This window comes from Oscillospiraceae bacterium (assembly GCA_015068525.1).
Classification (GTDB): domain Bacteria; phylum Bacillota; class Clostridia; order UMGS1840; family HGM11507; genus SIG450.
Window position 1 is genome coordinate 1 of record SVKJ01000017.1, and the last position, 22,684, is coordinate 22,684.

The following is a 22,684-nucleotide window of genomic DNA, read 5'->3' on the forward strand; positions in this document are numbered from 1 at the left end:
ATCTCCTCCGTCATATCAATGTAATTTGTTGGCTCGCCGAATTCTCGTATAGGGATGTCAAATTTTTCAATATTATCAAGATATTGTTCAAGCATTTCTTGAGGGTTAATATTCTTCTTTGCTGTGTCCGAACATCCGCACATGAACAGAAGCAAACACACCAAAACAAAACTTAAACGCTTCTTCATTACGCACTCACCTCATATATTATTTATCTTTAAGTATTTATTTTATGTTTTTTTCAAGTTGGGGGCTAAAAAATTAATAGTTATCTACACTTTTTATCGGCGGTTTTTTATCGGCGGTTTTAAAAACCGCCGATAAATTCATACAATTAAAATGCCTTTCCAAAGACTTCTCATTGAGGAGAAGTCTTTTTTGTCCCTTGTATATCAAAGTTTATAAAGACTGTATAATCTTGATGCCAGTCTATTTAAATGAATTGACAACTTTGTTGTCATGAATTGTATTTCACACATGATTTCTCGCTCTGCTCCATGAATTGAATTGCCTTTAATGCACCGAAAGGTGCAATTCGTGAGTCTCAGACTCAATTCACGAAATCTTTGATTTCAATTCATGCCGAAGGCAATTCATTGAGTTTGCTTTGCAAACTCATTATATCACGCAAAAGAAAAAAAGGCAATGCTTTAAAAAGTATTGCCTCGTTTAACATAAAAATTTAATTAAAAGATGGTTTCTTAGTATCGACTTCTTTGTTATCTTTTAAGTTTGGGGATGGTTCAGACATACTAAAATACATTCTTGCCGCTTTCGTAGTTCCGAAATCACGGTTTGAGCCTGTATCCTGAACTTTATTAAAAGCATCACGGAACATCTGATTATGTGCTTCTTCACGGTTTAACAGAAAATCAATTGTTTCTTTCACTTTTTTATCATCTATTTGTCTGTACAAGTATTCATAAACAACCTTTGCTCTTTGCTCAGATGCTATATTTGAAAGCAAATCTGCACATAAATCTCCTGTTACGGTTACATAGTCCCCTGTCCATGAATATCCAGATGCATTTACAAGTCCCGGATTAAGCCCTAACTGCACATGGGTTTGAATTTCGCCCGCAGGAACTTTACTTGCATCTACATCATGCCCGTTCAAAAGGTTTATAGTTTGTGCAATCATTTCCATATGCCCTAATTCTTCAGCCGCAATATCTAAAAATAAATCCTTAATTTCAGGGTCTTTAATCCTGAAACTTTGAGACATATACTGCATTGCCGCTTTCATTTCTCCGTTCCCTCCGCCTAACTGTTCTTGCAAGAGTGCTGCATACTGAGGGTTTGGCTTTTCTACCCCAACCGGATGAAATAACATTTTTTCGTGTTTAAACATAAATAATACCTCTTTTTTTATTTTTATTTTAGTATTCAATAAAAGAGTTTTATTTATACAAAAAAAATACCGATAATTTATCGATATTTTTTTATGAAATTATTAAATTATTTTCATAGAGTTTTTTTAAAGTGTTTAAAAAGTCTTTATTTTTTATTCTGTCCGAGTTATACAGAGTTATTACTTTGGGAGTAAGATTTAATACTGTACTTATCAAAAAATCACTTGCAGTATAGTTATAATCTTTATATTCTTCAACAAACTCGTTTACACATATACCTGTAATATCGTTATAAAAATCATCATATATTTCAAAAAAGTTTTTATTATTTACTTCAATATGAAGATGAAACACAATAGGATCAGCATTTTTTATGATAACTTTCATAAGAGAAATCATTTTTTCATATTTTTCGAAACTTAGATATTCAATATAAATTTCTTTTGATATTCTTCGTAAGTAATCAGTATATTTCCATAACCTGAATTTTAAAAATCCATCAATATTTATTTTTTCAAAGTATTTTATATTTTCATTTACTAATGAAAATATATATTCTTTTAAATTACAATAATCACTGATTTTATCTTCTAAAAAATTTTTAAAATCATTTACATTCGAAACTTCATATTCAGAGGCAATTTTATATAAAATCTCATCATTTGTGTTCTTTAGAAAATATCTTGTAATATCATTTGAAATATCGTCTATATTACTTAAGGAAACCTCAATATCGGGCATCCTTTCACCCTCCCTTATAATCTTTTATGTACAAAGAGGGATTAAACTTCCATAGTCAAAGAGAGGTCCATTTAATATCATTTTATGTTTTATATTTCTTTTAGTTAAAAACTCTTTAATTTTCAAATAGTCTTTATGCTTTGTTATATCTCCGAAAAATCCTATAGTATCTTTTGATATTTTTCCTCCGCATCCACCGATAAAACCATACTCAAAATTATTTATTAAAATATCGTCATTTGATACAAAAAGAGAATCAAGCCCGTTTTTTAAATAAATTTCATTTAGTTTTTTATCACTGGTTATAACACTTTTTTCATCTACTATAAGGGTTGAACATTTTGTATATCCCTGCTTAACATTTACAAATTCAATATTTTTATTTTGGCAATATTTTAATAAAGCCTTATCAGTATATTTAAGATTATGAAAAAGTTTACCATCTATGATTACAGCATTTAGTGCTATATCAAAAGGGTATTCTTTTTTCAAATCATTTTCCCCTTTTATTATATTAAGACTTTCGGGAAGAATTTTTTTATAATAGCAATATCCTTCTTTTGCAACAATAACATCTCCGTCAAACAAAGGACAAACCGACATATCGGGATGAGAATTTATTCCAAAAAGCACATCAGACAATGTAAAAGAAGGCAGAAAATTACTGCCTGAATTCAAAACATTGTCACAAACAAATAAAGATACATCATAATCGGGTAAATGCGGTTTTTTTATTACATTCATCACAAACTTCCTAACCTTTTAAACTTTCGACAGGATTAAGTCTGGATGCTTTTAAGGCAGGATATACTCCAAAAACAACTCCGATAAAAAGAGAAAAAACTACTGCAAGAATCAGATTTTTAAAATCGATAATAAGTTTTATTCCATAACTTTTCATAAGAAGATATGAAATTCCCAAACCTAAACCTATTCCCATTATACAGGATATCAGGACAATAATCAATGTTTCTATAAGAAATTCAAACATTATTGAACCATTGGTAGAGCCAAGTGCCTTTTTTAAACCAATCTCTCTTTTTCTTTCATTAACCGATATAAGCATTGTATTCATAACTGAAATTCCGCCTACAACAAGCGACACTGCTCCAATGAGAGTAATTATAAGAGCAACAATTCCCACAACATTTGAAATGCTTTTCTTATAACTGTTCATATTCTCAAAATAGAAAATATTCTTTCCGTCATTTTCTTTTTCCATATATGTTATAACATTTTCCGACACGACGCTCACATCTTCTTCGTTTTTACTAAGAACTGATATTTCCCCTACAAATTCTGATTTAAACATTTCTAAAAAAGCGCTTGACGGCACATACAAAAAAGGCGGTATGTTTTCACTTACCATATCGTAAATATTACTGTTATCAACTATTCCTACAACGGTAAATTCGTTTTGCGAAAAAGGTGTTAATATTGTAATTTTTTCACCAACTGAATTCTCTTTCCCAAATATTTTTTTTGAATTATTTTTAGATAATATAAGATTTTTTCTGTTTTCTTTGACATCTTTATCCCGAATACCTCTGCCGTAAACAATTTCCATATTTAAAATATCAAGCGCATCGGTTTCCCCTCCGCACAAAAAAAGATTTAATTCTTTACTTTGATATATTCCTGTGGCAATCTCTTTTGACATTGATGAAACAAGGTACTTGCTTCCAAGATACTCTTTAACATTTTCTACATCTTTTGTAGTCAGATTGTATTTTTTTGATTTAATGCTTGTCCCATTAAGTCCCAGATTTTCAAGTTCCATATTAATCGCATTTTGCCCCGAACTTCCTATTGACGAAATGACAATTATTGAAACGACACCGACAAATATACTTAATACTGTTAAAAAAAATCTTGCTTTTTTAGAAAAAAGCCCTTTAAAAGAAAACCTTAAATAATCATAAAAAAACATCAAAATTCCTCGCTTATTATATCAATATTAACATAAGTTTTAGATATCTATTCAATCTTAAGGATTTTATCCCCTTCTTTTATCTTGTTTATTTTAGGATTTAAAATAAGTTTGTCCCCTTCTTTTATACCACTTAATACTTCAACCTCAATGTCATATTCTTCCCCTAAATTAACATATCTTTTTACAGCGTAACCAAGATTATCTATAAAAACATAAGGATTTTCCTCATCAAACATTACAGCATCAAACGGTATTATTATATTTTTCTTTTTCTCATTTTTTAAAAATTCAAGGTTTAATGTAGTTTCAGGGCGAATACTTTCGTAATCATTTGCTATTACATCTACTGTTATAAAACTCTGAGAACTAAACATATCTTTTTTTTCGCCTACAGGATGAATTTTAATAACTTCTCCTTTTACTTTATTATAAAGAGAATCATTGGATATAAGTACTGTCTGTCCAACGTAAATATCACTTATAATATTTTCAGGAACAGATGCTTTTATAACAAGGTTATCTAAATCTGATATTACCATAACAGGTGTTGATATGTTTATTTCGGCACCTTCACACACATTAAGTTTTGTTACAACTCCATTTATGGGACTTGTAATTTCTTCATTAAAGTTATTTATTTTTGCAATCAAGTTATCATTATTTACTGAACTTACAGTAACACTTTGAAGTTCAAGTCTGTTTTCAAAACTTTCTTTATTTAATTTTAATACTTTTTGCCCTCTTTGGATTTTGTCTCCTACATTAACATAAATTTTGTCAACATATAAAGGCAAATCAACTCTTATTTCCCGCTTATTCTGCTCCTGGCAAATTCCTGTTGCATTTATATACTTATTCATTTCTTTTGACAAAACAGGTTCGGTTTTTACCATTATGAAATTATTATTTACCAAGTAGTCAGCAAACATTATTCCCGATAATATTGTAAATGTAAAAATAAAAGTAATAACAGTTTTTTTCATCTGGTTCACCTCGTTTTTATATTTCCTAAAATATTATATTAATATACAAAAAAAATATGAATAAAAGGGATGTTAGTTTTAACATCCCCAAATATACTATTAACAGCAACAATCGTTATTATTACCATTATCGTTAAAGCATAATAACCAGATAGCAACAATGATTAAGATAATCCATAAACTATCATTATTTTTTCCACAAAGATTAAATCCACAATTATTATACATAATAAAACCTCCTGTTATCTTAAACAACAATTACATTCTTTATGACATTCGCAATCATACTTATTTCCTTGATTGCAACCACATTCATCAGCACAGCAATTATTACCGTTTTGATCATTACATGAACAAACAAGAATGATAAACAGTATAATCACCCATATCCATGTATCATTATTACCTCTTAGTAATGACATATACTTCACTCCTTTTAAAATATATAATAAATTAAATTACTTTGAAAAGGAAAATATATGTAATTCCTTTTCTTTGTCATCATTCAATAATAATCTATGTTAAATATTTTAAAGTGTTACAATTTGACTTTACAAAAAAAATGTGGTTTAATAAAGTAAATAACATTTAAAAAGGTGAACATTATGAATATTTTAATTCTTACAGTTACTGCAGGACATGGTCACAACCAAACTGCAAAGTCAATATATAATTATGCAACGGCTAAAGGTCACAATGCGTTAATTCTTGATTCTTTAGAATACATAAATCCACTTTTAAAAGATACAGTTAATAAGGCTTATTTACTTTCTACATCTCTTTCGCCAAAAGCATACGGCAAGGTATATTCTCTTATTGAAAACAAAGATACAAATGACTCTTTGATTTCAGGACAGAATATTACAACTACCATTCTTTCCAAAAAAATAATTAAATTTATCAAAGATTTTAAACCAGATGCTATTATCTGCACTCATGTTTTCTCTGCTATATTTGTATCAGATATTAAAAAAGAAGGGATTGACGCTCTCACTTTCGGCATCGTTACTGACTATACTCTGCATCCTTTCTGGAATGAAACAAATATTGATTATTATGTTTTACCTAATGAATACCTTACATATCAGACTGTTTCAAAAGGAATTCCCGAAGAAAAAATACTTCCTTTTGGTATTCCTATTGATTCAAAATTCAATAAAAAACTTGATAAGAAATTGGCAAGAGAGCTTGTAGGCATAGATAATAAACCTACCATTTTAATGATGAGCGGTTCTATGGGATATGGAAATATGTTCAAGCAACTTGAAGCAATCTCTAAACTTCCTTATGATTTTCAGATAGTATCTATTTGCGGAAATAATAAATCCACCAAGAAAAAAATTGACTCTCATACTTTTCCTAAAAAAGTATATAACATCGGTTTTTCTGATAAAGTAGATATATATATGGATGCATGTGATATCATTATTACAAAGCCCGGAGGTCTTACTGTTTCAGAAGCACTTGCTAAAAAAATCCCTATGATTCTTACCAATCCAATTCCGGGGCACGAAGCGAGAAACAGAGAGTTTTTAATAAATATGGGCGTTGCAATGACAAATTCTAAAACATATCCTATAGAAGAAGTAGTTGCACAAATTTTAACAAGTCCTAAAAAACTTCAAACAATGGAGAATGCTATTGATTTAATAAGAAAGCCTGAAGCATCAAAAACCCTTATTGAATTTATAGAAGAAATTAAAAATGATTAACGGAGCAAAACTAATTATTGAAAAATTAAATGAAAACGGTCATCTTGCTTATATGGTTGGAGGATGTGTAAGGGATATTATAATGAATAATATCCCTTATGATTATGATATAACAACTTCTGCAAAACCCGAAGAGATAATAGAAATATTCCCAAAAACTATTCCGACTGGATTAAAGCACGGGACTGTAAGTGTAATGATAGATAATAATATATACGAAGTTACAACTTTCAGAATAGATGGAATTTATACCGATTTTCGAAGACCGAAAGATGTTATATTTTCAGATTCGCTTTTTGAAGATGTTAAAAGACGGGATTTTACAATAAATTCAATTGCATATAACGACAAAGAGGGCTTTATAGACTTTTTTAATGGTAAAAGTGATATTGAAAATAAAATTATAAGAACTGTTAACGACCCTTACGAGAGATTTTGTGAGGACGCACTAAGAATTTTAAGAGGAATAAGATTTTGTGCTAAATTTGATTTTAAAATAGAAGAAAAAACCTTTAATGCGATGAAAGATTTAATGCATCTTGTAAAAAACATTTCAAAAGAAAGAATTTACGATGAACTTAAAAAAATGTTTGCTTACTCCCCTTTTAATTCAGTAAAATTATTAAAAGAAACAGGCTTTTTTAACACTTTTAATTTTGAAATAAATGAAAATATAGAAAACCTTAAAAAATTAAATATTAAAAATTTTGAAACGGTTATTTCTGTTTTAACCTATAAAAAAGACTCTTATGAATATATACTTAACACTTTGAAATGTTCGAACAAAACCAAATCTAATATAAGAAAAATACTTGAATCTTTTGAATTTTCATTAGATGATAAACTTTCAGTAAAAAGAATGCTTAAGTCTTTAAGATGTGAAAACATTATGGATGAAATCTTTGAAGTCCGCAAGGCACTTGGTTTTGATAATTGTAAATTTATATCGCTTTACAATGAAATAATTGATAATAATGAATGTTATTTACTAACAAGTTTAAAAATAAACGGAAACGATTTACTAAAAATGAACATTAAAAAAGAAAGAATAAGTTTTATATTAAATTATTTACTTGACAAAGTAATAGAAGATAATTCGCTAAATACCAAAGATAATTTGATTGATATTGCCATAAAAGAGTTCTTTTAAAAAGATAAGAGATTCTTCGGCTGCGCCTCAGAATGACAGACATTGTGTCGTCCTGAACGCAGTGAAGGATCTCTTTTTATATCATATATATTACATTATATTTTTAAAGAATTCTTTTGTTGATATTCCTGCAGGTCTGTTATATCTTTTTAACATATATAAACATTCTTTATCGTTTTCTCTTATAATATTTATTCCCTCTTCACAGGATAATGAGGCTTTAAAACCAATCTTTTTTATAACATCATAAGAATTTTCAACCACTTTCCCGAAAGGATATGTAAACGTGAAAGGTTCCTTTCCTGTTATATCTTTTATTTTTTTATTAAGTTTTTCTAAATCATCATTTATTATTTTAGTATATTCCTCTTTGGTTTCCCCTGTAACACTTCCAATTCCCATTCTTTTATTTTTATTATGAAAATTATAAGTATGATTTGCTATTTCAACAAGCCCTGATTCGTCTAATTCCTTTATATCTTCCCATTTTAAGTATGAATATGCAACATTTCTATCCTCTGTATTGGTTGCATTATCAGTATATTCTCCAACAACCGATATAACAATTTTATCATTTGTTTTTTTAATCAAGGGAAATATATAATGATAATTACTTAAATGACCGTCGTCAAAAGATAAAACTGCACACTTTTGGGGCAACTCTTTTTTTAAATAAACAAAATCAATCAAATCTTTTATAAGAACTGTTTCATAGCCGTTTTGTTTTAAATACATCAGGTCTTCTTCAAACTGCGATGGTGAAACAACATATTTACCGTGATATGATGTATCTTTTAAAATATGATGATACATTAAAATAAGAACTTCCCTTTCATCAGTTTTTATACTACCAGCAAATGCTATAAAAGAAATTAAAACGGTTAGCATAACTATACTAACCGCTATTATTTTTCTTCTGATTTTAAATGCTTTAATATACATAATAAAACTCCTTATAAGTTTTATTGTGAATTAACACAACAAAGTTCTTAAAAATTCTCGAATTTTAATTCGTTAGAATTTCGTGAGGTTTTACTATAATATATTATATTTTCAAAGAATTTATGATATCGCACTGCTCAATCATCATAAGAAGTGCTCTTGGCAAATGGAACGGGTCTTTAACAGGAAGTGCAGCACTTTCGCCTACTTTACAATCGTTATCAAGCCAATTATACCACTCTCCGTATCCGTTCGGATAATGTTTATATGAAAAGTCAGAAATAAGTTTATGGATATCTAAAAACCACTCATCAGATGTATGCTTATATGCAAATAAAGTTGCAACCATTGTTTCGAGTTGAACCCACCAAGGTTTATATGTAGGTTTACCCCAGAAGCAAGGTTCTATACCGCAAATATCAAGGGCAAGAATTAACCCGCCTTTTTCTTTATCAAGAGCAACCTCAATATGCCTTTTTATAATTTTACAGCATTTTAAGATATTTTCTTTTTCCCCTCTGTCTTCAAATATAGTAATTAAAAACCACATACATTCAATAGCATGTCCTGGAACACAAGTTCTTTCTTCGGGGGTATTTGTAAATTTACCATCAACATTTATAAATTCAACAAGATAATTCTTTTCTTCCGAGTAAAATTTATTTATTACCTCTAAAGCATATTCATATCCTTTTTCACACATATCAGGTCTTTGAAAAGTTTTTCCTGCCTGATAGAAAAAGTAAGAACAACACATATTTACACCATGAGTTTTCATCCCATCAGGGATAACATAAGGAGCAACACGGTAAGAACCAGGAGTTTCAATTCTTGAAACCATATTTTCATAGGTTTCAAAAACAATCTTCTTTGCTCTTTCATCTTTGGTTGCTCTGTAGTATTCAGTCATACCGATTAAAACAAATCCGTCAACATAAATGCTTATATCGTCATCAAGCATATTGCCATACTCATCAAAGCGATACATCCATTTACCTGTTTCGTCTCTGCCTGTTTTTAAAAGATAATTGAATAGTCCTGTTGCTTTATCAAGATATTCTTTTTTCTTTTCAACTTTGTTATACATGGCAGAAAATGTCCATAAAGCTCTTCCTTGTGACCATATATATCTGTCTTTACAAACTAAAGTTCCATCCTCATTAAGACAGTTGTTTATAGCACCCGATTCATCGTTAGAATACTTTAGCCAAAATGGAATAATCTCATCAACAAGTGTTTTATAATACTTATCTTTATATTCTTTGAAATTAAAATATGCCATACTTATTTCTCCTCAAAATTACTCTACTGTTATAGACTTAATTATAACATCGCATAAAGGTTTGTCAGAAAAATCAACCTTTTCTTTTGCAATTTTATCAACAACATCCATTCCATCAATAACTTTACCGAAAGCAGCATATTGACCGTCAAGGTGTGGAGCATCTTTGTGCATAATAAAAAACTGAGAGCCTGCAGAATCAAAATCAAATGCACGTGCCATTGAAATAACGCCTCTTTCGTGTTTTAAGTTATTTTCTACTCCGTTTGATAAAAATTCGCCTTTAATATGATAACCCGGTCCGCCTGTACCTCTGCCTTCAGGACACCCACCCTGAATCATAAAGCCTTCAACAACTCTGTGGAAAATAAGCCCGTTATAAAAACCTTTTGATGCAAGATATTTAAAGTTTGAAACTGAAATTGGCGCAATATCGGGATAAAGTTCAAGTTCAATTACTTCTTCATTATCTAAAGTTATTTTACAATTTAATTTTTCTTTTGTTTCAAGTATATCAAATGGATAATTCATATATATAACCTACTTTACAATAATAGTTTTAATTTTAATATCTTTTAATGGTTTATCGTTAGCATCAGTTTCGCAAGTTGCAATTTCGTCAACAAACTCAATCCCTTCGGTTACTCTGCCAAAAGCAGCATATTGACCGTCAAGATGCGGAGCATCGTTATGCATAATAAAGAACTGAGAACCGGCAGAGTCATTAGCACTTGAACGAGCCATTGAGATAACCCCTCTTGTGTGCTCTAAATCGTTTTCCACTCCATTTGCCAAAAATTCGCCTTTAATTCTGTAATTCGGTCCGCCGTTACCGATACCGTTAGGACAACCTCCCTGAATCATAAATCCTTCTATAACTCTATGGAAAATAAGCCCATCATAAAACTTTTCATCAGCTAAATATTTAAAGTTTGAAACAGTAATCGGTGCAATTTCAGGATACAAATCAAGTTTAATTGTATTTCCGTTATCAAGTATAATCTCTGCTTCAATTATTTCTTTTGACTCTATAATTTCAAACGGATATTTAAGTTCTTGTTCGTTATTACTTAAATTATTACCGTCACCTGATGTCTGCTTAACATTCGCACAGCCAGTAAGAAGAAGTGCAAGAATTAAAGTAAATACAAATATTAATCTTTTCATTTTTTACCTCCCTGTACTTCCGTAACCGCCAAGTCTTTCACCTTCAGCAGTATCATCATCTGCTATCAAATATTTCTGGAATATTCCCTGACCTATTTTTTCCCCTTTTTTAATTGTTATATCAAATGGAAAAAAATTATAAAAAGCAAACATAATATGCCCGTCATTGTCAGGATTACCAAAGTAATCACTGTCAATAACACCTACAGAATTTGCAAGTACCATTCCTTTTTTCATAGGATTGGATGACCTGTTATAAATATATAACACTTCATCTTCCGGCATATATGCTTTTATTCCTGTTTTAATAAGTGTAGGTTTTAAGGGAGATTCTTCTTTATTGGTTATTGCTTTGACTGCTTTTTTAAAAAATGATTCTATAACTATATCTTCGGATGCTGAGAAATCATATCCCGCACTGTTTTTAGTACTTCTTTTGGGTAATAAAATATTATCATTTTCAAATCCTTTACATACCATAAAGCCTCTCGTTTTCATATTAACCTCCTACATACATTTTGACCAACCGCAAACGCACTGCACGCATCCTGCTTCATGGCGTAATTGTTCACCACATTCAGGGCAATGAGTCATTGTATTTATATCTTCTGACAGATTAAAGGCAACCTGATCAACATCTTCTTTTTCCTCTTTGCCTTTAAATCCTCCCACAAATAATTCTGTAGTATATTCTTCTTTTAATGCTTTTGCAATAATATCAGGACAGGAAATACCGTCTAAATATTCCCCTTTGGTCTTATATCTTACGCAAGCAGGACAAGTAATATTTTTTAACTGGTCGATTATTTCATCAACTAAAACTCCGCTTCTTAAGCACAAAGATATCATTCTGTTAAGACCGTCAATATTTGATTTACAAATACCATTTTTAGAGGTATTAACAAAAGATTCAACTATATTTCCTGACTTATCCCTGTTTATAGTAACGTATAAATTTCCGCAGGCAGTTTTATACTTGGTTGTTGTACCGTAAGTTTTACCAAGCGCTGCTCTGCTTATAGGTTTAACAGAGTCAAATTCAAAATTTTCTTCTTTTGATTGTGTTGGAGCGGTATTTAAAAGAATACCTGTTCTTCTGCAATTATCTCTGAATATTGTTACACCTTTAAGCCCCTTTTCCCATGCTTTGATATATAAATCAAAAACATCAGAAGTTGTGAAATTTTCAGGAACGTTAACTGTTGAACTAATCGATGCATCAATATGCTTTTGCCATATAGACTGCATATTAATTCTGTCTTTATAATCCAAAGTCATTGCAGTAACAACATAATTAGGGAGTTCTTCTTCATCTTTTAATTCTTTAACTTCCATAAGGGAAGAAACGATAGGTGTATATACTTTATAGAATCTGTCTTCCCCATGTAATGACTCTGTTTTTCTTACATAAGAAATGTTATAAATAGGCTCAATACCTCCACTTATTCCAAGCATTGTTGAAATAGTGCCTGTAGGAGCAATTGTAAGAAGCTGACTGTTTCTTAATCCGTTTTCTTTAACAGCCTTTTTTGTTGCTTTTGATGTATTGGCAATAAAATATGGTGAACTCATAACTGCTTCTTCGTCATACATCGGATATGTTCCATATTTTTTTGCTAATTTTGAACTTGTAAGTATAGCACGGTCTGCCATAACAAATCCTATTTTATCGCATATTTCAAGTGCAGATTCACTTCCGTATTTTATACCAAGTTTAATAAGACAATCACCAAGCCCCATAATTCCAAGACCAATCTGACGCCAGTTATCAACACTTTCTCTTTGTTCTTTTAACGGATGTAAAGGAAGCCCTTCTTCCAAAACTTCATTTAAATATATAACTGCTTCTTCTACCGCATCAGAAAAACCTTCAAAATCAAATTCAGAATTTGCTTCAAACTCGTTTTCAACAAATGCTGCAAGATTTATACTTCCAAGCAAACAACTTCCGCCTGCAGGCAATGGTTCTTCGGCACATGGATTAACTCCTGCAAACTTAAATCTATTGTCTTCGCTAAGTAAATTCCAGTTTTCGATTCTATCCCAGAAAAGTGCACCTGGTTCAGCCATATCCCAGTTATTATATACTAACTTATTAAACAAATCTCTTGCTTTAACTTTCTTTTCAATAAGTTCGCCTGTTTCCTCTCTTCTAAAAGAAAGAGTCCAGAAATCATCAGTTTTAACTGCTTCCATAAAGTCATCTGTTATTCTTATTGAAATATTTGCTTTTGTAACTTTTTCAAGATCGTTCTTTATATCAATAAAAGATTCTATATCAGGATGAGAACAATCAAGAGAAATCATAAGTGCACCTCTTCTTCCCGACTGACCGATAAGTTCAGTTACAAGAGAATAAAGGTTCATAAATGAAACTCCACCTGTTGTTTCCTTTGCGGCATTATTTATTTTAGCACCGGCAGGAGACAATTTTGATATATCAATACCACATCCACCGCCATATGAATATGTTCTTGCAAGTTTTGATGCACATTCAAATATACTTTCTATATTATCTTCGGGAGGAGTAATAACATAACAGTTTGAATAAGTAATCTTTCTGTTATCTTTATTAAGACCTCTGCTTGCAATAATTCTTCCTCCAGGTAAGAATTTTTTCTCAAGCATATATTCTTTTATCTTCTTATTTCCTCCGCTTACACGTTCAAAAAATTCATCAAAACTTTCCCCATCATGCTGATATTTCTTATACCAGATATCTCTTTGAAGGTCGGTATTAAACCAGTTTTCTAATGTATAGTTCCCCATTTCTAACTTTCCTTTCTATATGTAGATGTGTTAACACACAATATATGTGACATTCTATCAAATTATACAATATATATAGTGGTATGTCAAGAGGTTTTAATAACTAAAAATGTTTTTTTTATTTTTATTTTTTTTAAGTTGAAATTCATGCAATTTTAAGGTATAATATAAAAGATATTACTAAAAAAGGAATGATTATTTTATGAAACTCGGTATAGTTGGTTTGCCAAATGTTGGTAAAAGCACACTGTTTAACGCAATAACAAAAGCAGGTGCCGAATCGGCAAACTATCCGTTTTGTACCATTGACCCTAATGTTGGAATAGTTACTGTTCCTGACGAGAGGCTTGATGTGCTTACCAAAATGTATAATTCTAAAAAAACCGTTCCCGCAACAATTGAATTCGTTGATATAGCAGGACTTGTAAAAGGTGCTTCCAAAGGCGAAGGTTTAGGAAATAAATTTTTATCTCACATAAGAGAAGTTGACGCTATTATTCACGTTGTAAGATGTTTTGAAGATGCAAACATTGTTCATGTTGAAGGAAGTATTGACCCTAAAAGAGATATTGATACAATAAATATTGAACTTATGCTTTCTGACCTTGATATTATAGAAAAAAGAATTGACAGAACAAGAAAGATGTTAAAAGGTGATAAAAAATATCAGGCGGAACTTGATACTCTCTTAAAAGTCAAAGAAGCACTTGAAAATGAAACTTGTGTAAGATTGCTTGATTTATCCGATGAAGAAAAGGAAATGTTAAAAGAAGTTGCACTTATTACTGCAAAACCTGTTATATATGCAACAAATGTTTCGGAAGATGATTTTATAGAAGGTATTGAAAATAACAACTTTGTTAAACAAGTGGAAGAAATTGCAAGTAAAGAAAATTCATTAGTTTTGCCTATTTCTGCAAAAATAGAATCAGAGATTGCAGAACTTGACGAAGATGAAAAGAAGGAATTTTTATCAGAACTTGGAATTTCAGAGTCAGGTCTTGACAGACTTATTAAAGCAAGTTATAAACTTTTAGGCCTTATGAGTTATTTAACTGCGGGAGAACCTGAGGTAAGAGCATGGACTATTAAAATCGGCACAAAAGCGCCCCAGGCGGCAGGTAAAATTCACTCTGACTTTGAAAGAGGTTTTATCCGTGCAGAAGTTATCTCCTACTCTGACTTAATTGAATGTGGAAGTATGACTGCCGCTAAAGAAAAAGGCTTAGTACGTTCTGAAGGAAAAGAATATGTTTTCCAGGATGGAGATGTTGTTTTATTCAGATTTAATGTGTAGTTTTTTAAAAAAACTATAGACAAGCCAACAAAAAAATTATATAATATAATGTGAAAAATTTATCAAGGAGGATTATCATGAGCGAATTAACACATGAAGTTCAAAATATGGTATGCCTTGCAAAAGGCGTTAATCATGGTCCTGCTCCTATTCCTGAAGAAGGTAAATGGGTTCAGGCAAAAGAAATTAAAGATATTTCCGGTTTTACACACGGTATCGGCTGGTGTGCTCCTCAACAAGGTGCATGTAAATTAAGCCTTAACGTTAAAGATGGTATTATCAAAGAAGCATTAGTTGAAACCATCGGTTGTTCCGGGATGACCCACTCTGCTGCTATGGCTGCAGAAATTTTAGCAGGTAAAACATTACTTGAAGCAGTTAATACTGACCTTGTATGTGATGCTATTAACACTGCTATGAGAGAGTTATTCTTACAGATAATTTACGGAAGAACTCAGACTGCTTTTTCTGAAAATGGTTTACCAATCGGTGCAGGTCTTGAAGATTTAGGTAAAGGTCTTCGTTCACAGGTTGGTACAATGTATTCTACAACTGAAAAAGGTCCAAGATACTTGGAAATGGCAGAAGGTTATGTCACAAGACTTGCTGTTGACGATAAAGATTTAATTATCGGATATGAATTCATCAACTTCGGCAGAATGATGGATATGATTAAAGCAGGCGAAGAACCAAAAACTGCTATGGAAAAAGCAACAGGTAAATATGGTAGATTTGAAGATGCGGTTAAATATATTGACCCAAGAAAAGAATAATCAGGAGGTGAGAAGTTATGCCATTATTTGAAGGATATGAAAGAAGAATAGATAAAATAAATGTTGTACTTAAAAAGTACGGATTTGAAAAAATTGAAGATGCTGTTAAATTATGTAATGACAAAGGCATCGATGTATTAAAATTAGTTAAAGATATTCAGCCAATCTGCTTTGAAAATGCATGTTACGCTTACGCTCTTGGTGCTGCTATTGCTATCAAAAAAGATTGTAAAGTTGCTGCTGATGCTGCTGAAGCAATCGGCGAAGGTTTACAGGCATTCTGTATCCCTGGTTCAGTTGCTGAACAAAGAAAAGTTGGTTTAGGACATGGTAATCTTGCTGCTATGTTACTTCGTGAAGAAACAAAATGTTTCGCATTCGTTGCAGGTCACGAATCTTTTGCTGCTGCTGAAGGTGCTATCGGTATCGCAAGATCAGCAAACAAAGTAAGAAAAGAACCATTAAGAGTTATCTTAAATGGTTTAGGTAAAGATGCTGCTCAAATCATTTCAAGAATTAACGGATTCACATACGTTAAAACAAAATATGATTATGCTACAGGCGAACTTCAGATAGTTGAAAAAATCCCATACTCTAACGGCGATAAATCAAAAGTTAACTGCTATGGGGCTGACGATGTAAGAGAAGGTGTTGCAATACTTCATCATGAAGATGCAGGCGTTGGTATTACAGGTAACTCTACCAACCCAACAAGATTCCAGCACCCTGTTATGGGAACATATAAAAAAGAAAGAATTGAAATGGGTAAAAACTTCTTCTCTGTTGCATCAGGCGGCGGTACAGGAAGAACACTTCACCCAGATAATATGGCTGCAGGCCCTGCTTCTTACGGTTTAACCGATACAATGGGAAGAATGCACTCTGACGCTCAGTTTGCAGGTTCATCTTCAGTTCCTGCTCACGTAGAAATGATGGGACTAATCGGTATGGGTAACAACCCAATGGTTGGTGCATCAGTTGCAGTTGCAGTTGCTGTTGAGGAAGCATTAAAGTAAATATCTATAAAATTTACTTTCAGCGATTGAAATGATAAAGTCAAAAAATGTGCCGAGGGAGTTTTTTCCCACGGCGCATTATTTTTAATAGATACGCTATTTTAAAAACAAAAAGTTTTTCATTTTAAAACTTGACCAATCTTTTTTTATAAGTAAAAAATGTTTTGCAGTTTTTTAATAGTATACTTGCAATACAAATTACTATCAAATGAGGTGATGCTTATGATGAATAATATTATTGAAACAAACGCCCAACAGACTGAAAAAGGATTTTTTTTAGAAACAACCGAGCATTATATTACTATAGAAACAACAGTTGATTCTAATGATTATTATCAAATTAATATAGGATATTCCCATGAGGATTGGGAAGCATTCCTTAGTGTTACTGTAACATATCCTGACGGAGAGGAAACAAAGTTCATTCATGGAATTCCTCATGGCAAAAACGAAGCATTGTTCCCTCTTTACCTAAAAAAAGGAAAAAACATACTTAGCTTTCAACATAATTATTGTCTTGGAACCTACATATCTTTTGTAAAGAATATAGGCAAAGTTGAAAAGTTAAACTACGAAATATCCCCAAAAAAAGATTTACTTTTCATAAGCAAAAAAAAGACATTAAAAACATTTTTGAAAAACTATAAGCAACCACTTGTTAAAATTGAAACTTCAGAAGGAAAAAATATACCTTTTCAGACAAAGGAAACATCCTCTTCAAACGCACTGCGAAATGATATGATTGATGTCTTTCCCGATATTAACACAATTTATAAACTTGGCAATGGAACGCATACACTGAATTTTTTCTTAGCAAATGGTGAAGTTTTAAAACAAGAAATTGAAATACAAAATACCGTACCTGAAACAAAACTTCAAATAATAAACTTTAATGTTGGCAGTGCTAACTCTACCTTAATTTTTCTGCCAAATGGAAAAAAACTACTTATTGATTCAGGTACAGAAACTGCTGCAAGAGAAAAACTTCTTCCATGGTTTAAGAAGAATTCAATTACGCTGGACTATTATTTACTGACACATTTTCACGATGACCATGATGGATGTAAGGATGAGATAATAGAAAAGAATAATATATCAATACCTGATCCCGAAAAAGCAAACGAACTTCTCAAATCCAATAAAGAAATGCGTTATAACTATTTAAAAAAATTCAGTTATCTTAATTCAACTATGCTTTGCTGTTATGATGAACTTCACAAAATATGGGATTTAGGTGATGTAAAGATAGATATATTAAACAGTCGCTTTGATGAGAACGGAGATAGTGTAGAAATATATAACTATCCTTTTATTAAAAATAATGAACATAACTACGAAAATGCCACATCTGTTTCCTTTATGCTTGATTATAACGGGTATCGCTATTACCACGGTGCCGATAACTATGCATATGCACAGGAAAGATATATGTATGATATGATAAAAGCCAAAAGAACTAAAGAACTTAATTGTCATTGGTTTTATGCTAATCATCATTTTATATGCGATATAAGTCCCGTTTTTATAAACACCTTAAATCCTGCTGTTGTATATGTTCCAAATGGCTTTATTTATCACAGAACCTTATACATTGAGTACTACAAAAAATGTGTAGAAAACTATTATTTTGAAAGTAAGCGACTTGAAAATACACTTTTCTCAAACGAAACCGGAAATGCAAAAATCTCTGTAAACAGTGCTGACAACTGGTTTTATGAAATATTACAGGATGAGGATATATAAAGACATCTTTTTTCATTATTTAAGAAATTAAAACACAAAACATTAAGGATAATTATTTACAACTAAAAATGCACCGTAGAAATATTTTTCCACGGTGCATTTATGTTTATTGTGAATTGACTCACAAAACGTTCTTTTAAACAAACATAAATTTTAGTTCATTAGTTTTTTAGTTTTTAATAAATAATTTTCTATTTACTAGAACAAAATAATAATAAACTGAGAAACTAAAACTACGGCAATAAGTGCAATCGGATATGTCGCTGCATATGCTGATGCAACATCTTCTGTTCCTGCAACACCGATAAGAGTACCAAGTGCAGGAGTACTTGTCATACCACCTGTGATAGAGCCAAGATTATTAAGAAGGCTAAGTTTTAATACATATTTTGCAAATATAAAACCAATTATAAGTGGGAATATTGTCATAATTATTCCGTAAACAAAGTACATTGGGTCAAAGTTTGCTATAAATTCTGCACCGCCAGGAATACCAGCTCCAACTAAGAAAAGAACAAGTCCTAATTCTCTGAAAAGTTTAAGTGTACTCTGAGAAGGCATAATACTTATACGTCCTATTCTGCCAAAATGTCCTAAAACAAGACTCATAAGAAGGCATCCGCCTGTTGTGGTAAGCGAGAAACAAGTACCACTAAGACCTGCAGAAGAAAGTGGGATTTTAATCTGCCCGAGAACTGTTCCTAAAATTGCAGCAAGTGAAAATCCCGCAAAACCCATATGGTCAATTTCAAATAATTTTAGCATAGATTTCTTTTCATTAGTTTCTGCTTTTATAACTAATTTTGCACGTTCTTCATCCATATTGGCTTTTAGTAATTTTGGTACAATCTGTACAAATAGAACAACACCAACAACACCGAATATGTAAGCAATACCGTGACCTACTGAAACAAGACCTGTAAATTCAGGGCTAACTGTTGCTTTTGCCGCTGAAAACGCAGGTGTAGATGTAAGCGAACCTGAAAGTAAACCAACAATCATAGCAACAAAGCCATCCTGACTTTCAATAGTTGCACCATATCCGAATACTTCTCCTAAATAAATACATAAAACTGCAGAAAGTCCACCTGCAAGAATAATTATCACACCTAAAAGAACATAAGATTTAAAGTTCAGTTTAAAATTACCGAAAAATTTAGGACCTGCGATAAATCCAACTGATGTTACAAAAAGTATAAGTCCAAAACTTTCAACTATTGTAAGACCTGAAGAAAAATCGTACGGTTTAGCTGACGCTAAAAACAAAAGATCGCCCGATTCGTTAACTTTAAAGAAAAGTGCTCCGAATATTAATGCAACAATAAATACGCCTGCATCTCCCAGTGATATTCCTTTAATAGTTATTCTTCCAAGAAGATAACCAAAAAGAAGAACTGTAAAAATCACAAAAAGTAATGTATAAATATTACTGATTGATATAATTCCATTTAATAAAGTCATTTTTAAAATCCCCTTTTTAAAATTTACACAACCTATATGATACTATAATTTACACAATATGTCAATTATATATTTTTCTTTCTTGTGTAGTCAGGAAGAAGTTTAGGTGATACAGTATTTGTTTTAATACCTGCATCTTTAATTTCTTTTTCAAACTTCTCGATATGTGAAAGTGATAATTTACCTATATTAACATCTTTTGATTTTTTTGCAGCATTTTTACCGGCACTTCTTCCGAAAACGATAATATCAAGTAAAGAGTTACCCATAAGTCTGTTTTTACCATGAATTCCTCCAACGGCTTCCCCTGCTACAAATAAATTTTCAATATTAGTTGTCATACAGTCTTCTGTAATATCAAGACCACCATTCTGATAGTGAAGTGTAGGATATACTAAAATCGGCTCTTTACGGATATCGATACCATACTTATCAAACATTCTCCACATAGCAGGAATTCTTTTCATTATAGTACCTTCTCCACCAATTTTTTCTATCATTGGTGTATCAAGCCAAACTCCTTTACCACTGCCAGTATCTATGCCATTATCTCTTTCGGAACATTCTCGGATAATAGATGCCGCAGCAACATCACGGGTTTCTAACGGATGCATAAACACTTCCCCGTTTTCATTTACAAGTTTTGCGCCGAGTGAACGAACTTTTTCAGTAACGAGTGCACCAAAAATCTGTTCAGGATAAGCAACACCTGTTGGATGATACTGTAAAGTTTCGGCATAAAGTAGTTTTGCACCTGCACGATATCCCAAAACAAGACCGTCAGCAGTTGCACCGTAGTGATTTGATGTTGGAAATCCCTGATAGTGCATACGACCTGCGCCACCTGTTGCAATAATAACAGTTTTTGCTTTTGCAACCATAAGTTCTTTTGTTTCCATATTCATAAGAACTGCACCTGCTGCGTTTCCATTTTCATCAAGAATAAGTTCAATTGCAGATGTAAAATCTACAACAGGGATATTACGGTTTAAAACTTCATCACGAAGAGTTCTCATAATTTCAGCACCTGAATAGTCTTTTGCGGCGTGCATTCTCTTTCTTGAAGTTCCCCCTCCGTGTGTTGTTACCATTGTTCCGTCTTTTTCTTTATCAAACTCTACCCCTAAATTGCTAAGCCATAAAATTGCTTCCGGAGCATCACAAACAAGTTTGGATAAAAGTTCTCTTTTTGCTGCAAAATGACCGCCGCCAAATGCATCTACAAAGTGGATTGCAGGAGAATCGTTTGGTTTATCAGCTGCCTGAATACCACCTTCTGCCATCATTGTATTGGCGTCACCCATTCTTAATTTTGTAACAATCATTACATCAGCGCCTGCTTCATTTGCTTCAATTGCTGCAGAAGTTCCAGCGCCACCACCACCAATTATTAAAACATCAGTTTCATAATCAGGATTATTAAGATCAACACTGTCTTTTGTTATACGACTGTGTGCCTGCAGTATTTCTGCAAGTTCGGTAGGAACTTTTTCGCCTTTGTTAGGACCAATCTTTAAAGTAACAAATTCGTCCATTTTATAGTCCGGATGAAAAGCAGCAAGTAAGTCTTCCTTTTCTTTTGCTGTCATACGATCCGGTTCTAAAGCAATATTTTTTTCTCTCGCAGCTTCAACTAAAGCAATTGATTTTTGAAATTTTTCCGAATACATATTTTCATCCTCCTTATTTTTCTATTTCACGCGTATTATAAAGTTCTTTCATTTCTTCTATAGGCTTTTGCATAAGTGCTTCTATAAGTTCTTTAAAATCGCCGTTTTCAATTTCTTTAACACGGTCTTCTAAATGACCGCATCCCGGAGCAAGATATTTTCCGTTAATTCTTCTTGCAAGCATTGCAACCTGAGGATGTGAAATCCCTGCAGGACATCTTGAGGAACATACTCCGCACATTACACAGTCAAAAGATTCTTCAGCACATTTCTCAAATTCGCCACGTTGAGCATAAGCGATATACTGCATAACATTAAGTCCTTGCGTACAACTCTTTGTGCATGCATTACAGCCTATACAAGCATAAATTTCAGGATAAAGTTGCATCATAACAGATTCATTTACAGGAATATTTTCTATATCGTATCCTTCCTTAACAAGTGGGAAAAAAGGTAAAGTTGCAATATACATATTATCTTCAACTTTAGTCTGACAAGCAAGACATGCTTTAAGTTCCTTGTCCCCTTTTATACGGTAAATTGTTGCACATGCACCACAAAAACCATTACGGCAACCACAACCTCTTACTAACTGGTAACCCGCATATTCCATAGCAGTCATTATCGTTAAATTTTCAGGCACTTCATATTTTTTGCCGAAAAGAAATATATTAACTAATTTTTCCATAATAT

Annotated in this window: 21 protein-coding genes; 6 read left to right on the plus strand and 15 right to left on the minus strand. The window is 31.8% G+C overall.

The annotated features are described in order from the left end of the window. Positions 1–682: 682 nt before the first annotated feature. The 6 genes from E7419_06260 to E7419_06285 form a co-directional block, all read right to left on the minus strand. A complete protein-coding gene (locus E7419_06260) occupies positions 683–1,351 on the minus strand; it encodes a manganese catalase family protein (protein ID MBE7014791.1) in 669 nt (222 codons plus the stop codon). Between the two features lie 91 nt (positions 1,352–1,442). Next, positions 1,443–2,093: a hypothetical protein gene (locus E7419_06265; protein ID MBE7014792.1), complete on the minus strand. Its 651-nt coding sequence runs from the start codon at positions 2,091–2,093 to the stop codon at positions 1,443–1,445. A gap of 24 nt (positions 2,094–2,117) precedes the next feature. Next, positions 2,118–2,837 carry a hypothetical protein gene (locus tag E7419_06270; protein MBE7014793.1) on the minus strand — a complete coding sequence of 240 codons (720 nt, stop codon included), beginning with the start codon at positions 2,835–2,837 and terminating at the stop codon, positions 2,118–2,120. Positions 2,838–2,847: 10 nt separating this feature from the next. Beyond that, a complete protein-coding gene (locus E7419_06275) occupies positions 2,848–4,023 on the minus strand; it encodes an FtsX-like permease family protein (protein ID MBE7014794.1) in 1,176 nt (391 codons plus the stop codon). 47 nt (positions 4,024–4,070) lie between these two features. After that, on the minus strand, positions 4,071–5,009 hold the full coding sequence (locus E7419_06280; protein MBE7014795.1) for an HlyD family efflux transporter periplasmic adaptor subunit: 939 nt from the start codon (positions 5,007–5,009) through the stop codon (positions 4,071–4,073). 242 nt (positions 5,010–5,251) lie between these two features. Continuing rightward, positions 5,252–5,431, minus strand: coding sequence for a hypothetical protein (locus tag E7419_06285; GenBank protein ID MBE7014796.1), 180 nt, complete (start codon positions 5,429–5,431; stop codon positions 5,252–5,254). A 183-nt stretch (positions 5,432–5,614) separates the two neighbouring features. On the opposite strand from E7419_06285, the gene E7419_06290 reads away from it, so the two are divergent. Continuing rightward, positions 5,615–6,721 (plus strand): glycosyltransferase, encoded by a 1,107-nt coding sequence (locus tag E7419_06290; GenBank protein MBE7014797.1) that lies wholly within the window; start codon positions 5,615–5,617, stop codon positions 6,719–6,721. Then, positions 6,714–7,871, plus strand: a complete 1,158-nt coding sequence (locus tag E7419_06295) for a CCA tRNA nucleotidyltransferase (protein MBE7014798.1) — start codon at positions 6,714–6,716, stop codon at positions 7,869–7,871. The genes E7419_06290 and E7419_06295 overlap by 8 nt, the downstream gene beginning before the upstream one ends. Positions 7,872–7,961: 90 nt before the next feature. Here E7419_06295 and E7419_06300 read toward each other — a convergent pair whose 3' ends face one another. The 6 genes from E7419_06300 to E7419_06325 form a co-directional block, all read right to left on the minus strand. Next, positions 7,962–8,813: a polysaccharide deacetylase family protein gene (locus E7419_06300; GenBank protein ID MBE7014799.1), complete on the minus strand. Its 852-nt coding sequence runs from the start codon at positions 8,811–8,813 to the stop codon at positions 7,962–7,964. A gap of 103 nt (positions 8,814–8,916) precedes the next feature. Beyond that, positions 8,917–10,095: a hypothetical protein gene (locus E7419_06305; GenBank protein ID MBE7014800.1), complete on the minus strand. Its 1,179-nt coding sequence runs from the start codon at positions 10,093–10,095 to the stop codon at positions 8,917–8,919. Between the two features lie 18 nt (positions 10,096–10,113). Further along, the gene (locus tag E7419_06310; protein ID MBE7014801.1) at positions 10,114–10,626 is read right to left on the minus strand and encodes a peptidylprolyl isomerase; all 513 of its coding nucleotides are present in this window, start codon (positions 10,624–10,626) and stop codon (positions 10,114–10,116) included. Positions 10,627–10,635: 9 nt separating this feature from the next. Then, entirely contained in the window at positions 10,636–11,262 is a 627-nt protein-coding gene (locus E7419_06315) for a peptidylprolyl isomerase (protein MBE7014802.1), read from the minus strand. Between the two features lie 3 nt (positions 11,263–11,265). Beyond that, positions 11,266–11,760: a dUTP diphosphatase gene (locus E7419_06320; protein ID MBE7014803.1), complete on the minus strand. Its 495-nt coding sequence runs from the start codon at positions 11,758–11,760 to the stop codon at positions 11,266–11,268. Between the two features lie 9 nt (positions 11,761–11,769). Beyond that, entirely contained in the window at positions 11,770–14,031 is a 2,262-nt protein-coding gene (locus E7419_06325; GenBank protein ID MBE7014804.1) for an adenosylcobalamin-dependent ribonucleoside-diphosphate reductase, read from the minus strand. 202 nt (positions 14,032–14,233) lie between these two features. On the opposite strand from E7419_06325, the gene ychF reads away from it, so the two are divergent. The 4 genes from ychF to E7419_06345 all read left to right on the plus strand — a co-directional run bounded on the left by ychF (position 14,234) and on the right by E7419_06345 (position 18,860). After that, complete coding sequence (gene ychF, locus E7419_06330) at positions 14,234–15,328, plus strand: redox-regulated ATPase YchF (protein MBE7014805.1); 1,095 nt, start codon at positions 14,234–14,236, stop codon at positions 15,326–15,328. Between the two features lie 77 nt (positions 15,329–15,405). After that, positions 15,406–16,101 (plus strand): hypothetical protein, encoded by a 696-nt coding sequence (locus E7419_06335; GenBank protein ID MBE7014806.1) that lies wholly within the window; start codon positions 15,406–15,408, stop codon positions 16,099–16,101. 17 nt (positions 16,102–16,118) lie between these two features. After that, the gene (locus E7419_06340) at positions 16,119–17,117 is read left to right on the plus strand and encodes a GGGtGRT protein (GenBank protein ID MBE7014807.1); all 999 of its coding nucleotides are present in this window, start codon (positions 16,119–16,121) and stop codon (positions 17,115–17,117) included. A 159-nt stretch (positions 17,118–17,276) separates the two neighbouring features. Continuing rightward, positions 17,277–18,860: an MBL fold metallo-hydrolase gene (locus E7419_06345; GenBank protein MBE7014808.1), complete on the plus strand. Its 1,584-nt coding sequence runs from the start codon at positions 17,277–17,279 to the stop codon at positions 18,858–18,860. 198 nt (positions 18,861–19,058) lie between these two features. Here E7419_06345 and E7419_06350 read toward each other — a convergent pair whose 3' ends face one another. The 3 genes from E7419_06350 to E7419_06360 form a co-directional block, all read right to left on the minus strand. Next, the gene (locus E7419_06350; protein MBE7014809.1) at positions 19,059–20,321 is read right to left on the minus strand and encodes a permease; all 1,263 of its coding nucleotides are present in this window, start codon (positions 20,319–20,321) and stop codon (positions 19,059–19,061) included. Between the two features lie 65 nt (positions 20,322–20,386). Then, positions 20,387–21,991, minus strand: coding sequence for an FAD-dependent oxidoreductase (locus tag E7419_06355; protein MBE7014810.1), 1,605 nt, complete (start codon positions 21,989–21,991; stop codon positions 20,387–20,389). Between the two features lie 13 nt (positions 21,992–22,004). After that, positions 22,005–22,679, minus strand: a complete 675-nt coding sequence (locus E7419_06360; GenBank protein ID MBE7014811.1) for a 4Fe-4S dicluster domain-containing protein — start codon at positions 22,677–22,679, stop codon at positions 22,005–22,007. Positions 22,680–22,684: the final 5 nt, after the last annotated feature.